Origin of the sequence: Aquipuribacter hungaricus (genome assembly GCF_037860755.1) — a bacterium.
GTDB lineage: Bacteria > Actinomycetota > Actinomycetes > Actinomycetales > JBBAYJ01 > Aquipuribacter > Aquipuribacter hungaricus.
This window is the reverse complement of record NZ_JBBEOI010000023.1, coordinates 1-13,331: the sequence shown is the minus strand read 5'-3', so window position 1 is coordinate 13,331 and position 13,331 is coordinate 1. Positions and strand designations below refer to the sequence as shown.

General features: G+C 74.4%; 13 protein-coding genes. 5 read left to right on the top strand and 8 right to left on the bottom strand.

The annotated features are described in order from the left end of the window. Nucleotides 1-447 precede the first annotated feature (447 nt). The 3 genes from WCS02_RS05385 (at nucleotide 448) to WCS02_RS05375 (ending at nucleotide 4,255) form a co-directional block, all read left to right on the top strand. Nucleotides 448-870, top strand: a complete 423-nt coding sequence (locus tag WCS02_RS05385; protein ID WP_340290781.1) for a Fur family transcriptional regulator — start codon at nucleotides 448-450, stop codon at nucleotides 868-870. 65 nt (nucleotides 871-935) lie between these two features. Next, complete coding sequence (katG, locus tag WCS02_RS05380) at nucleotides 936-3,197, top strand: catalase/peroxidase HPI (RefSeq protein ID WP_376983799.1); 2,262 nt, start codon at nucleotides 936-938, stop codon at nucleotides 3,195-3,197. A gap of 98 nt (nucleotides 3,198-3,295) precedes the next feature. Next, entirely contained in the window at nucleotides 3,296-4,255 is a 960-nt protein-coding gene (locus tag WCS02_RS05375) for a DNA/RNA non-specific endonuclease (protein ID WP_340290779.1), read from the top strand. 43 nt (nucleotides 4,256-4,298) lie between these two features. Here the strand turns inward: WCS02_RS05375 and WCS02_RS05370 are convergent, their stop codons facing one another. The 8 genes from WCS02_RS05370 to WCS02_RS05335 all read right to left on the bottom strand — a co-directional run bounded on the left by WCS02_RS05370 (nucleotide 4,299) and on the right by WCS02_RS05335 (nucleotide 12,388). After that, the gene (locus tag WCS02_RS05370) at nucleotides 4,299-5,513 is read right to left on the bottom strand and encodes an FAD-dependent oxidoreductase (protein ID WP_340290777.1); all 1,215 of its coding nucleotides are present in this window, start codon (nucleotides 5,511-5,513) and stop codon (nucleotides 4,299-4,301) included. Between the two features lie 205 nt (nucleotides 5,514-5,718). Next, a complete protein-coding gene (locus WCS02_RS05365; protein ID WP_340290775.1) occupies nucleotides 5,719-6,474 on the bottom strand; it encodes a hypothetical protein in 756 nt (251 codons plus the stop codon). 81 nt (nucleotides 6,475-6,555) lie between these two features. Continuing rightward, on the bottom strand, nucleotides 6,556-7,839 hold the full coding sequence (locus tag WCS02_RS05360) for an NAD(P)H-dependent oxidoreductase (protein ID WP_340290773.1): 1,284 nt from the start codon (nucleotides 7,837-7,839) through the stop codon (nucleotides 6,556-6,558). Beyond that, the gene (gene rfbC / locus WCS02_RS05355; RefSeq protein ID WP_340290771.1) at nucleotides 7,836-8,384 is read right to left on the bottom strand and encodes a dTDP-4-dehydrorhamnose 3,5-epimerase; all 549 of its coding nucleotides are present in this window, start codon (nucleotides 8,382-8,384) and stop codon (nucleotides 7,836-7,838) included. Before rfbC ends, WCS02_RS05360 begins: the two co-directional genes overlap by 4 nt. Further along, entirely contained in the window at nucleotides 8,381-9,409 is a 1,029-nt protein-coding gene (locus WCS02_RS05350; RefSeq protein ID WP_340290768.1) for an NAD-dependent epimerase/dehydratase family protein, read from the bottom strand. Before WCS02_RS05350 ends, rfbC begins: the two co-directional genes overlap by 4 nt. A 3-nt stretch (nucleotides 9,410-9,412) precedes the next feature. Next, nucleotides 9,413-10,225 (bottom strand): glucose-1-phosphate cytidylyltransferase, encoded by an 813-nt coding sequence (locus WCS02_RS05345; RefSeq protein WP_340290766.1) that lies wholly within the window; start codon nucleotides 10,223-10,225, stop codon nucleotides 9,413-9,415. Between the two features lie 163 nt (nucleotides 10,226-10,388). Continuing rightward, nucleotides 10,389-11,456: an alpha-hydroxy acid oxidase gene (locus WCS02_RS05340; RefSeq protein WP_340290764.1), complete on the bottom strand. Its 1,068-nt coding sequence runs from the start codon at nucleotides 11,454-11,456 to the stop codon at nucleotides 10,389-10,391. Further along, nucleotides 11,453-12,388, bottom strand: coding sequence for a glycosyltransferase family 2 protein (locus WCS02_RS05335; protein WP_340290762.1), 936 nt, complete (start codon nucleotides 12,386-12,388; stop codon nucleotides 11,453-11,455). The genes WCS02_RS05340 and WCS02_RS05335 overlap by 4 nt, the downstream gene beginning before the upstream one ends. Nucleotides 12,389-12,572: 184 nt before the next feature. On the opposite strand from WCS02_RS05335, the gene WCS02_RS05330 reads away from it, so the two are divergent. Together WCS02_RS05330 and WCS02_RS05325 are read left to right on the top strand one after the other, a co-directional pair. Beyond that, a complete protein-coding gene (locus WCS02_RS05330; RefSeq protein ID WP_340290760.1) occupies nucleotides 12,573-13,079 on the top strand; it encodes a DUF2243 domain-containing protein in 507 nt (168 codons plus the stop codon). After that, nucleotides 13,076-13,331, top strand: a 256-nt coding sequence (locus WCS02_RS05325) for a hypothetical protein (protein ID WP_340290758.1), incomplete at its 3' end; no start/stop codon positions are given. The genes WCS02_RS05330 and WCS02_RS05325, both read left to right, overlap by 4 nt.

Sequence of the window (13,331 nt, the reverse complement as noted above, 5' to 3'; positions counted from 1 at the left end):
CAGCAGCAGGGACAGGGCGAAGCCGGCGCACCCAGCCAGGGGCGTGAGCGCCCACGGCTCGGGGAGCCGCCGGGGCCGGGCGCGCGCCAGCTCGCGGGCTGCCACGAGGAACGCCGCGACGCCGAGGACCACGGACACCGCGTCCACCACGTCCCGGGCCTGCACGTGCTCGATCGTGGCAGGGGTGCGCCCGGACGGCGCACGACACGGCCCCGGGGTCGGCTGGAAGCACATATCGCAGGAGTCGTGTGCTGGTCGGGTGGCGCGCCCGACCCGTGAGCCTCCCCGACGATCTCGGCCCCCCTCGCGCCGCACACGACCCGGCCGGCGAGCGTCCCCGACGATCTCGGGCACGCTCGCAGCCGGTCGCGCGCACCGCAGGGACCGACCCGCTCCGACCCGCCCGCTCGTCTTGACTCGTTCAAGTCTGTGCAGCAGGGTGGCGGCGTGCCGACCGTCGACGAGCTCACCCGCGTCCTGCGCGGCTCGTCGCTGCGCGTCACAGGACCGCGGCTCGCGGTGCTCGAGGCCGTGCACGCCCACCCGCACGCGGACACCGACACCGTCCTGCGCGCGGCCCGGGCCTCGCTGGGGGCGGTGTCGCACCAGGCGGTCTACGACGTCCTGCGCACCCTCACCGACGCCGGGCTCGTCCGGCGCATCGAGCCCGCCGGCTCCGTGGCCCGCTACGAGACGCGGACCTCGGACAACCACCACCACGTGGTGTGCCGCGGCTGCGGCGCGATCGCCGACGTGGACTGCGCGGTGGGCCACTCGCCGTGCCTGACCGCCTCCGACGACAGCGGCTTCGTCATCGACGAGGCCGAGGTCGTCTACTGGGGCCGCTGCCCCGCCTGCGCCGCCGCCTGACGGGACCACCCGCGCACCTCCCACCCACCGCACCGCTCCACCGACCCGCCTCAGAGAGGACCGACGTGACCACGCCGCCTTCCGACACCATCGAGAACGACCCGAAGCCCTACGACTCGTCCGCCGACGCGCAGGCCGCGCCGACGACCGAGAGCACCACGGAGAGCGAGAACCCGGCGATCAAGTCGCCGACCCCGCAGGTCACCAACCGTCCCCGCTCCAACCGGGACTGGTGGCCGAACCAGGTCGACCTGTCGGTCCTCAACAAGCCGTCGCGCGACTCCGACCCGCTGGGGGAGGGCTTCGACTACCGGTCGGCCGTCACCGAGCTCGACGTCGACGCCCTCAAGGCGGACCTGCGCGAGGTCATGCGCACCTCCCAGGAGTGGTGGCCGGCGGACTGGGGCCACTACGGCCCGCTGTTCATCCGGATGAGCTGGCACGCGGCCGGCACCTACCGCAGCGCCGACGGTCGCGGCGGCGGCGGCAACGGCGGCCAGCGCTTCGCCCCGCTCAACAGCTGGCCCGACAACGCGAACCTCGACAAGGCGCGCCGTCTGCTCCTGCCGATCAAGCAGAAGTACGGCCGCAAGCTCTCCTGGGCCGACCTGCTCGTGCTCGCCGGGAACGTCGCGCACGACGACATGGGCCTGCCCACGTTCGGCTTCGGCTTCGGCCGCGAGGACTCCTGGCAGCCCGTCGAGGTCTTCTGGGGTCCCGAGGACACCTGGCTGGGCGACGAGCGCTACGCAGACGACGCCCCGCTCGACCTGGAGGAGGGCGAGCTCGCCGCCGTCACCATGGGCCTGATCTACGTCAACCCCGAGGGCCCGCAGGGTCGCCCGGACCCGCTGGCCTCCGCGCACGACATCAAGGTGACGTTCAGCCGGATGGGGATGAACAGCGAGGAGACCGTCGCGCTCATCGCCGGCGGCCACACCTTCGGCAAGACCCACGGCGGCGGCAACCCCGAGCTGGTCGGCCCCGAGCCCGAGGGCTGCCCGGTCCACGGCAACGGCCTGGGCTGGAAGAACGAGCACGGCACCGGCAAGGGCGCCGACACCATCACCAGCGGCCTCGAGGGTGCCTGGACCCCCACGCCGACGCAGTGGGACAACACCTACTTCGAGATGCTGTTCTCCTACGAGTGGGAGCTCGGCGAGAGCCCGGCCGGCGCCAAGCAGTGGAAGCCGAAGAACCCCGAGGCGCAGGCGCTCGTCCCCGACGCCCACATCGAGGGCAAGATGAACGCCCCGATGATGGCGACCACGGACGTCGCGCTCATGGCCGACCCGGAGTTCCGCGAGATCTCCGAGCGGTTCTACGCCGACCCGGAGTACTTCGCCGACGCCTACGCCCGCGCCTGGTTCAAGCTGCTGCACCGCGACATGGGTCCCAAGAGCCGCTACCTCGGCCCGGACGTGCCGGAGGAGGAGCTCCTCTGGCAGGACCCGGTCCCCGCGGTCGACCACGAGCTCATCACCGACGCGGACGCGGCCGAGCTCAAGCAGCGGATCCTCGCCTCGGGCCTGACCGTCTCCCAGCTCGTCCACACCGCCTGGTCGGCGGCCGCGTCCTACCGCGGCACCGACAAGCGCGGCGGCGCCAACGGTGCCCGCCTGCGCCTGGAGCCGCAGCGCTCGTGGGAGGTCAACGCCGGCACGCAGGAGGTCGTCGAGAAGCTCGACCAGGTGCGCCAGGCCTTCGCCAAGCCGGTCTCGCTCGCCGACACCATCGTGCTCGGCGGCTGCGCGGCGGTCGAGAAGGCCGCGGCGGACGCGGGCGTGCAGGTCACCGTGCCGTTCACGCCCGGCCGCACCGACGCCTCGCAGGAGCAGACCGACGTCGGCGGCATGAAGTGGCTCAAGCCGCGCGCCGACGGCTTCCGCAGCTACGTCGCCCCGGGCGTGAAGATCGAGCCCGAGACCCTGCTCGTCGACCGCGCCTACATGCTCGAGCTCACCGCCAAGGAGATGACCGTCCTCGTCGGCGGCCTGCGGGTCCTCGGCGCCAACACCGGCGGCAGCCGGCACGGCGTCTTCACCGAGACCGTGGGAGTCCTGTCCCAGGACTTCTTCCGGAACCTGCTCGACCTGGGCATCACGTGGCGCACGGCGGTGCACGACGAGGGCGTCTACGAGGGCCTGGACGCCGACGGGGCGGTCGTGCGCACGGCCACCGCGGCGGACCTGGTGTTCGGCTCCAACGCGATCCTTCGCGGCATGGTCGAGGTGTACTCCTCCGACGACGCCAAGGAGCTCTTCGTGCGCGACTTCGTCGCCGCCTGGGACAAGGTCATGATGCTCGACCGCTACGACGTGAAGTGAGCCCCGCCGCTCGCTGACCCACGACCGGGCGCCCGGTCCCGCCACTGCGGCGGGGCCGGGCGCCCGGCTGTGTCCGAGGGGTGTGGTCGGATGCCGCCATGACGACGACGACCCTGCCCGGTCCTGACGGTGCCGACGGTCCTGGTGCGCCCGGGACGGGATCCGGTGCCGTGGGGGCGGGGTACGACCCGGCGTTCCTCACGGTGCCCGTGCCGCTGCCGGTGCGGCGGGAGCGGCCCGAGGACCTGCTGGAGCTGCCCTATACGCACTTCACCGTCGTGCTGGACACCGCCCGCCGGCTCGCCGCGACCACCGCGTGCATGGTGGACGGCGCGACGCTGCTCGACCTGGAGCGGGGCGACGACTGGTTCCTCGACCCGCGCGTCCCCGTCGGCGGGCAGGCCGGCCCCGAGCTGTATGCCCGCAACGACCTGGACCGCGGCCACCTGGTCCGCCGCCGCGACCCTGTCTGGGGTCCGCCGGACGTCGCCCGCCGGGCCAACGCCGACACCTTCGCCTACACGAACGCGGCGCCCCAGGCCGCGGACTTCAACCAGGGCATGGAGCTGTGGCTGGGCCTGGAGGACCACGTCCTGGCGTACGCCGAGTCGACCGACCAGCGGCTCGTCGTCGTCACCAGCCCGGTGCTCGCCGCGGACGACCCGCTCTACCGGGGCGTCCGGGTGCCCCGGCGGTTCACGAAGGTCGTCGCCTGGACCACCCCCGCGGTGACCTCTGACGTCGACACCGCCGGGGGCGGGGCGGCAACGGAGGGCGAGGTCGTCCTCGCCGCCGCGGGCTTCGTGCTGGACCAGACGCCGCAGCTGGACGACCTCGACGTCACCGCGCAGCGCGAGGCCGGCGAGGCAGGGGTGCCCCCGCTCGGGCCGTTCCGCTCCTTCCAGGTGCCCGTCGCCGACGTCGAGGCGCTCACCGGCCTGGACCTCGGGCCGCTGGCCGACGCCGACCGGGGCGTGGGTGCGCGCACCGCGCTGACGCCGCTGGGCGCCGCCTGGGTCCGGTTGCAGGACCTGTCGGAGGTGCGCCTGGGCGCCTGACCGCGTCTCGATCCCAGGAGCGGGAGCGGGAGGGACCCGGGGGTCAGGCGGGGCGCGCGGCCGGCACGGGCGTGCGGGCCAGGTCGCGGAGCACCTCGCGGGCGGCCGCCTGCCCGGCGCGGTTGGCGCCGATCGTGCTGGCGGACGGGCCGTAGCCGACCAGGTGCAGCCGCGGCTCGTCGACCGCCCGGGTGCCGTCCAGCCGGATCCCTCCCGCCCGGGTCCGCAGGCCCAGCGGCGCCAGGTGCTGCACGGACGGCCGGAACCCGGTGCACCACAGCACCACGTCGACGGCCGCGTGGCTGCCGTCGGCCCACGTCACCCCGTCCGGGGTGAAGCGCGCCGGCATGGGCAGCCGCTGCAGCTGCCCGGCGTCGCGGGCCGCGCGCACGGCGGGCGTCATGACGAGCCCGGTCGTGCTGACGACGCTCTGCGGGGGCAGGCCCTCGCGCACCCGCCGCTCCACGCCCGCCACGGCCGCGCGGCCGGCGTCCTCGCCGAGGGTGCCCTCGGGCAACCAGACCGGGGGGCGCCGGGTCACCCATGTCGTCGTGGCCACCGGCGCGACCTCGGCGAGCAGCTGCACGGCGGAGGCCCCGCCCCCCACGACCAGCACCCGCAGCCCGGCGAGCTCGTCGGCCGAGCGGTAGTCGACCGTGTGCATCTGCCGGCCGGCGAAGGTCTCGATGCCGGGCACGTGGGGGACGAAGGGCGAGCGCCACGTCCCCGTCGCGCTCACCACGGCGCGCGCCGCCCAGGCCCGCCCGCCGGCGCGGACGACGAGCCGGTCGTCCTCGCCGCGGGCGACCGCGTCGACCCGGACCGGGCGCAGGACGGGCAGGCCGAGCTCGCGCTCGTAGTCGCCGAAGTAGGCCGCGACCACCTCGGCGGCGGGCAGCTCGGGGTCGGCGACCGGCAGGGGGCGCCCCGGCAGCGGGAAGATGCGGTGGGCGGTGCCTAGGCGCAGCGACGGCCAGCGGTGCTGCCAGGCGCCGCCCGGGCCGTTGTCGGCGTCGAGGACGACGAGCTCGTCGGCCGCGGTGAGCCCTCGCCGCCGGAGCGTGGCCGCGGCGGCGAGGCCGGCCTGCCCGGCGCCGATGACCACGACGTCGACGGCTGCCGGCTGGGTGACCATGACGTCGACGGCTGCCGGCTGGGTGACGGCGACGTCGACGGGTGCAGGCTCGGTGACGACGTCCGGCGGGGCGACGGCGACCGGTCCGGCCGCCGGGCTGCCGGGGTGCCGCTGCGTCTCCACGGGAGCGTCAACGCCCGGCGAGCGGTGGTCCTTCCGTGCCCGGTGGGCAGGGACTGCTGGGGACTGACCACCTGTCCAGGCTGGACAGGTGCCCAGTCACCTGGTGCTCCTGCTCCCGGTCGGCCCTGTCTGAGCCTCACCGGACCGCCCCGACCCAGGGGTCGCGGTCTGCGGGCCGTACGGGTCGCGCGGAGTGCCAGCGGGTTCAGTCGTGCAGCGGCTCTGGGCGCAGCCGCAGCCACGTGACGACCGACAGCATGAGCAGGGCGCCGGCGATCTCGGCGACCTCCTCGACGACCACGGTGAGCTGGTACGCCATCGTGTCGACGCGGCCGGCGTCCATCAGACCGGCGCCGGCGAGCTCGACGCCTGCGGCCCCGCCGACGTACAGCGCACCGGCGAGCACCACGAGGCGCACGGCCTGAAGGGGCAGCGAGCGGAGCCAGCCGAGGGACAGCACAGCGACGGCGAGCGCCAGCGGCACGAACAGCAGGACCCAGGAGAAGGCGAGGATGCCCTCGAGGTCCAGCGCGCGGCGCAGCGGGGTGATGGTCTGCTCGTGCAGCGAGACCATCTCGTCGAGGCTGAGGTAGGCGAAGACGACGGCCAGGCCCTGCTCGTGGCGCACCCAGCGGGCCCGGCCGCTGCGGGCGCTCTGCCGGGCGAGCAGCCACAGCGCCTGCGCGACGGCAGCCAGGAGCAGCGTGGAGAACCAGGCCGGCAGCCCGCGCTCCTCGTCCATGTCGAACAGCCGGACGGCCGGGTCGAGGCCGGGGAAGTCCTCGACGGAGGTCGCCAGCAGGCTCACCACCACGTGCAGGGCCACGATCCCTGCCACGGCGACCAGGAGCAGCCGGGTCCAGCCGCCGGGCAGCACGGCGGGGGTCCACCAGCGCGTCGGAGGGGTGTCGGTGTCCCGGGCGGCGTGCCGGGCGACGGGGGTCGGTGCGAACGTCGTCACGGTTGAAGTTTGCACGACGTTCACCTGCCGTACACCTTCCCCGGGGTCGTCCGGTCCGTTCGGACGACCCCGGAGAGCCCCCTAGCTCGCTGCCTGTGCCGCCCTGAGCTCGTCGACGAGGCGCCCGGGAGGCAGCTCGACGTCGTCGTAGGTGAGGACCGCGTCCTTGGCCACGTCGCGCAGCAGGCGCGAGCCCGCCGCCACACCGACCGGCAGCAGCCGGTCGGTGGCCGTGGTGTCGGCCCGCTCGGCCTCGGCGTAGTAGTGGTAGCCCCCCAGGCCGTCCAGGACGGTGCCGGCGGACAGGTCCGTCTTGGCCATGGTGACCACCTCGACCGTGGGCCGCGGCCCGAGCGGCCGGATGGTGGCGTCACCGAGCAGGGCGGCGCGCGCCACCGTGGTCGGCACCTCGAAGTGGCACAGGTGGTACGGCGTGTAGAAGCTGTACAGCGGGCCGGTCCCGAGCTTGTACAGCTCGAGGTAGTGCCGCTGGCGCGGGTCGTCGTGGGTCGCGAAGACGTACACGCCGGGGCCGGGCTGGGCGCCGACGACGTAGTCGACCGCGCCGCCCATCGCGCGCAGCTCGTCGACGTCGTAGTGCTCGACGAGGGTGTCGATGTGCTCGCGGTGGTCCCGCCCGAGCATGCCGCGACGGTGCACGGTCATGCCCGTCGCGTTGGCGACCGTGGCCTGCTCGATGCTGATCTTGGTCCCGTCGGCGAAGCTCGTCACCATGTGCGGGTCCTGACCCCAGCGCTTCGCGAACCCCTCCTGGGTGGTGGGGTTGCGGTACGGGTCCTGCAGGCCCTTGATGTTGCCCGCGACCAGCGGGGTGAGCCCGAGGCCCTGGACGAAGCGGACGAGGTTCATCTGCACGCCGGGCTGGTCGCCGTCGCAGCCGGTGTAGACCAGCCCCGCCGCGGTGAACCTCCGGGCGAGCTCGGGGCCGACGGTGGCGTCGACCTCGGCGTTCATGAGCACGAGGTGCTTGCCGTGCTCGAGCGCGGCCAGCGCCACGTGGCAGCCGAGCTCCACGTCGCCGGTGACGTCCACGACGACGTCGACGCCGTCGGCGGCCACCACGGCCATGACGTCGCCGGACACGACCGGGGTCCCGGATGCGACGGCCTTCTCCACGCCGCGGCGGTCGTCGGCGACGACCGCCCCGGTGGCGCCGGCCTCCTCGTAGGCCCGCAGGCCCTGCTCGGGACGGCGGGCGCCGACGGCGACGAGCTCCATCCCGGGGACGCTGTTGACGACCTGGTTGACCAGGCCGCGGCCCATGAAGCCGGCACCGACCATGGCGACCCGGACGGGGCGCCCCTCGGCCTGGCGGCGGGCGAGCAGGGTGTCGACGACGATCACGCGCCGGCCTCCCCGGTGGCCTCGAGGAACGGCCACGACATGTCCTTGTCGCTGACGACGGACACCGGCAGCGGCCAGGCGATGCCGAAGGCGGGGTCGTCGTGGCGGTAGCCCTGCTCCCCGCCCGGGGCGTAGGGGCCGCTGACCTGGTAGACGACCTCGGTCCCGTCCACGAGCGTCTGGTAGCCGTGCGCCACGTACGGCGGGATCCACAGCGCGCGGCGGTTCTCGGCGGAGAGCTCGACCATGACGTGCCGGCCGTAGGTCGCCGAGCCCGGACGGACGTCGACCGCCACGTCGACGATGGCCCCGGCGGTGCAGCGGACGAGTTTGCCCTCCGCGTGCGGCGGGACCTGCCGGTGCATGCCGCGCACGGTGCCGGCACGGTGGTTGAACGACACGTTGGCCTGCGCGACGTGGGGGTCGATGCCGTGGGCGGCCATCTGGTCCACGTCGAACGTGCGGGCGAAGATGCCGCGCTCGTCGGTGAAGGGCTCCAGGTCGACGACCGTCGCGCCCTCGACCTCGGTGGGGGTGAATCTCACGGGCGCACCGTCCAGTAGAGCGAGTCGTCCACCTGGTGCGTGCGCATGAGGTGCTCGATCTGCTTGAGGCGGGTGTGGCCCCGGCCGGTGAACGTGGCGGTGTCCAGGTCGATGCGCTGGAACACCTCGCGCAGCTGGGCGGCGCCCTTGCGCGCGTCCCAGTCGCACTCGTAGCCCGGCAGCACCTGGCGGATCTTGGCGAAGGACACCTTGTAGCTGCGGTTGTCCGCGCCGGGCGGGCCGAAGCTCACCTCGCAGCCGGGGAACTCCGAGGCGACGATCTCGGCGATGTCGCGGACGGTGTAGTTCTGCTCGTCGCTGCCGACGTTGAGGACCTGCGCGTGCACGTCCTCGCGGGGGGCGTCCAGGACGGCCCGGATGGCCCGGGCGATGTCGAGGCCGTGGACGAGCGGACGCCACGGTGTGCCGTCGGAGGTCATCGCGATCTTGCCCTCGGTCCAGGCGAGCCCGGCGAGGTTGTTGAGCACGATGTCGAAGCGCATCCGCGGGGAGGCGCCGAACGCCGTCGCGTTGCGCAGGAACGTGGGGGAGAAGCTGTCGTCGGCCATCGGCGTGACGTCGCGCTCCACCAGCGCCTTGCACCGGGCGTAGGCGGTCTGCGGGTCGGTCGGGCTCGTCTCGTCGACCACGCCGTCCGCGACGCCGTACACGCTGCACGAGCTCATGTAGACGAACCGCTGCACCCCGGCGGCCTTGGCCAGCTCGGCCAGGCGGACCGAGCCGTGGTGGTTGATGTCGTACGTGACGTCGCCGATGAGGTCGCCGATGGGGTCGTTGCTCAGCTCGGCCATGTGCACGACGGCGTCGAAGCCCTCGAGGTCGGGCTGCTGCAGGTCGCGGACGTCCTTGGCGATGGTCTGCGGGGTGCGGGGCGAGCCGTTGTAGAGCCAGCCGGCCTTGTACAGGCCGGTGTCGACGCCGACGACGTCGTGGCCGGCCTCGAGCAGGGTCGGGGCGAGCAGGCTGCCGAGGTAGCCCTCGGTGCCGGTGGCGAGGATGCGCACGTCTCAGTCCTTCCAGATCTTCCAGGGGGCCTCGCCGGAGTCCCACAGCGAGTTGAGCTCGGTCCAGTCGCGGTAGGTGTCCATGCCCTGCCAGAAGCCCTCGTGGCCGAAGACGGACAGCTCGCCGTCGCGGGCCAGCCCCTGCAGCGGGGCCTGCTCGAGCATGACGTCCGTCTCGTCCGGGACGTACCGCTCGACGAACTCGCGCTCGAACAGGAAGAACCCGCCGTTGACCCAGCCCTCGGCGTTGGTCGGCTTCTCGTTGAACTCGACGGCCTTGGAGCCCTCGACCCGCATCTCGCCGTAGCGGCTGCCGGGGTGGACGCCGGTGAGGGTGCCGACGGTGCCGCCGGCCTCGTGCGCGGCCAGCAGGGCGGTGACGTCGACCGAGCCGACGCCGTCGCCGTAGGTGAGCGCGAACCGGGGGGCGTCCAGGTGCTGGGCCACGCGCCGGATGCGGGCACCGGTCCCGGTGGTGAGGCCGGTCTCGACGAAGGTGATCTCCCAGTCGACGTCCCCGGCGCTGCCGTGGAACTCGGCCGGCTGGTGGTCGCCGAGGCTGAGGGTGAAGTCCGAGGACAGGTGCCGGTAGTCGAGGAAGTAGCGCTTGATGAGGTCGGACTTGTAGCCCAGCGCCAGCACGAAGCGGCGGAAGCCGTGGGCCTCGTAGGTCTTCATGATGTGCCAGAGCACCGGGCGGCCGCCGATGTCGACGAGCGGCTTGGGCAGCCGCTCGCTGACCTCGCGGATCCGGGTGCCCATGCCGCCGCAGAGGATGACGACAGGGATGTCCTGCGGGGAGACGTGATCGTGCACGGGGGAGTCCTCGCGGTAGGGGGTTGGGTCGGCGGGGGCCGTGGGGCCGCTCCGTCCGCACTCACCGTAACGAGCCGGGGAGGCGGCCCGCGCGGCTTTCGCGGCGGTGTGACGGTTCTCGCGCCCCCGGTCGCCCGGACGGCTGCGGGACGGTGACTCGACGTCACCAACCGGTGGCGGGGGGCACCACGAGCGAGGGGTCGAGCTCGGCCAGGGAGGCCGCGCCCGTGAGCGCCATGACGTGGGCGAGGTCGTCGGTGAGCGCCGTGAGCGCCGCAGCGGCGCCCGTGGCCCCGTCCGCGGCCAGGCCCCACACGACGGGGCGCCCGACGAGGACCGCGGCGGCACCGAGCGCGAGGGCGACCAGGCAGTCCAGGCCGGAGCGGACGCCGCCGTCGACGAGGACCGGGCCCCGGCCGTCGACCGCCCGCACCACCTCGGCGAGCGCGAGCGCGCTGGGCACGGCGCGGTCGAGCTGCCGGCCGCCGTGGTTGGACACGACCACGCCGGCGGCGCCGGCGTCGAGGCACCGCACCGCCTCGTCGCCCCGCAGCACGCCCTTGACGAGCACCGGCAGGTCGCTGATCTCGCGCAGCCAGCCGACGACGTCCACCGTGGCGGAGGGGTCCTGCTCGGCGGCGGCGCGGGCGGCGGTCGCGGGGAGCCCGGCGAGGTGCCGCTCGAGGTTCACGAGGTAGCTGTCGTCCGGGACCGAGATCCGCGTGCCGCTCACCCGGCGCTTGATGCCGACGACCGGGGTGTCGCCGGTGACGACCAGCGCCCGGGCGCCGGCGGCGGCGGCCCGGCGGACGAGGGCGGCGGTGAGGTCCCGGTCGCGCATGTTGTACACCTGGAACCACCACGGGCCGTCCGCCGCGGCGGCGACGTCCTCCAGCGGGCGGGAGGCCCGCGTCGAGCAGACGTACAGCGAGCCGGTCGCCCGCGCGGCCCGGGCGACCGCGAGCTCGCCGTCCGGGTGGGCCAGCTGCTGGAACGCCGCGGGCGCCACGGCGACGGGGGAGCTGAACGGGGTGCCGAGCAGCGTGGTGGTGAGGTCGACGGTGGACACGTCGCGCAGCACACGGGGCCGCAGCCGGAACCTCGCCCACGCCTGCTCCTGCTCCTGCAGCGTGAGCTCGGCCCCGGCCCCGGAGGCGTAGTACTCGTAGACCTCGGGCGGCAGCGTCTCCTGCGCCTGGTCGTGGTGGGCCTGCAGCGGGAGCAGGGTCATGCGTGGTGACGGATCGGCGTGCGGCCGCCGACGACGTCGGCACCCGTCCGCGCGACGTTGCGGAGCAGGTGCGGCCCGCGCACCACGGTCCAGCGGCCCATCTGCGCCAGGCAGCGGGCGCGGTCGTCGGCGGACAGGCCCGGGGCCTGGAGCAGCGCGCCGACGTAGCCCTGGCCGAGGCGCCACTCGGGGAACACCGGGCGCCCGACCAGGTCGGGGTTGAACCAGGCGATGCGGTCGCGGGCGGTGGGGTGCGTGCGGACCGAGCGGCCCGAGTGCTGGCGGCGGTGGAACAGCTCCTCCTGCACGTCGACGAAGCGGCCGCGCAGCGACAGCTCGGCGAGCAGGACCCGGTCGGACTCCGCGTAGTAGCCGAGCCCGCGGGTGCCGACGAGGGTCTCGGTCCGCATCAGGCCGAAGATGCTGAAGCACTGGTAGTTGCGCTGCGACAGGGCCGCGAAGCGGACGGCGACGTCGGGGTCGTCGGCGGGCAGGCCCTGGTCGCCCCAGGAGCGCAGGTGCGAGCCGTCCTCGTCGATGTCGTCGGTGAGGCTGTGGGCGACCGAGACCGACGGGTCCGAGCGCAGCACCTCGAGCACCTGGCCGAGGTAGCGCGGGTCGTGGGTGTCGTCGGCGGCGGCCCACTTGAAGTACGAGGCGCCCGGGTGGCGCAGCGCGAACACGGCGTTGAAGTTGGCGGCGCCGCCGCGGTTGACCGGCTGCCGGACGTAGCGCAGCCGGCCGTCCCGGGCCGCGAGGTCGCGGACGATGCGCTCGGTGCCGTCGGTGGAGCCGTTGTCGGACACGACGACCTCGAGGTCGGTCATGTCCTGGGAGAGCAGGCTCTCCAGCGCGGGGGCGATGAAGCGCTCGGCGTTGTAGGCGGGCACCCCGATCGAGACCAGGGGTGCGCGACCGGTCGGAGAAGTCACGCCGTGAGTCTGACGCAGCGTGGTGCGCCCTCGCACCGTTTCGTCCGTTCCCGACGGATCGTGGCCGCGCGTTCACCCGGCGTCCCCAGGTGCGCCACGGGCGCGAGGTCCTCGTGCGCGGAGGGTGACCGGAGCCGGGGCGCGCTGGGCGCGTGCGCCCCCGGTGCCGGGGCACGGGACGTGCATGAGCGACTCCTCCCGCCCCCCGGCGCCCGGCACGGCCCCCGGGACGCCCACCGCCCGTGCCGACGACCGGCGTGCGGCACAGGCCGCGGCCCTGGTCGGCGTCGGTCTCATGGCGGGGGTCGACGAGATCGTCTTCCACCAGCTGCTCGGCTGGCACTCCTTCTACGACCGGAGCACCCCGGACGTCGCGCTGCTGTCCGACGGGCTGCTGCACGGGGCCGAGCTCGTCGCCCTCGTCGCCGGGGCGGGGCTGCTCGCGGACCTGCTGCGGCGCGGGGCGCTGCGACGGGCGCCCGCGCTCGCCGGCGTCCTGCTCGGCGCCGGGGGGTTCCAGCTCTTCGACGGCGTGGTCGACCACAAGCTGCTGCGGGTGCACCAGGTCCGCTACGGCGTGGACCTGCTGCCCTACGACGTGGCGTGGAACGTGGCGGCGCTCGTGCTGCTGGCGGCCGGGCTGGCGGTGCTCGTGCGCGACCGCCGTGCCGTGCGCGACGGCCGCCCGTGACGCTGGTGCTGCTCGCGGCCGGAGGGCTGGCGGCCTACCTGGTCGGGGTCTGGCGGCTGCGGCGGACGGGACGGGGGTGGTCCCCGGGGCGGGTGGTCGCCGCCGTGGCCGGGGCCGTGCTGGTCGGCGTCGCCGGGCTGCTGCCGGCCGACCTGTGGGGCGCGTACCCGGACGGGGCTGCGGCGTCCGGCGCCGCTGCGGTGCCCGTCCACGCGGCCCACGGGTCCGCGGTCGCCGGGCCGGCGGGCCACG

Coding starts and splice junctions, on each gene's coding strand:
- WCS02_RS05340 (WP_340290764.1), bottom strand. CDS start 11,456: ATGACCCTGCTCCCGCTGCAGGCCCACCACGACCAGGCGCAGGAGACG.
- WCS02_RS05375 (WP_340290779.1), top strand. CDS start 3,296: ATGACGACGACGACCCTGCCCGGTCCTGACGGTGCCGACGGTCCTGGT.
- WCS02_RS05330 (WP_340290760.1), top strand. CDS start 12,573: ATGAGCGACTCCTCCCGCCCCCCGGCGCCCGGCACGGCCCCCGGGACG.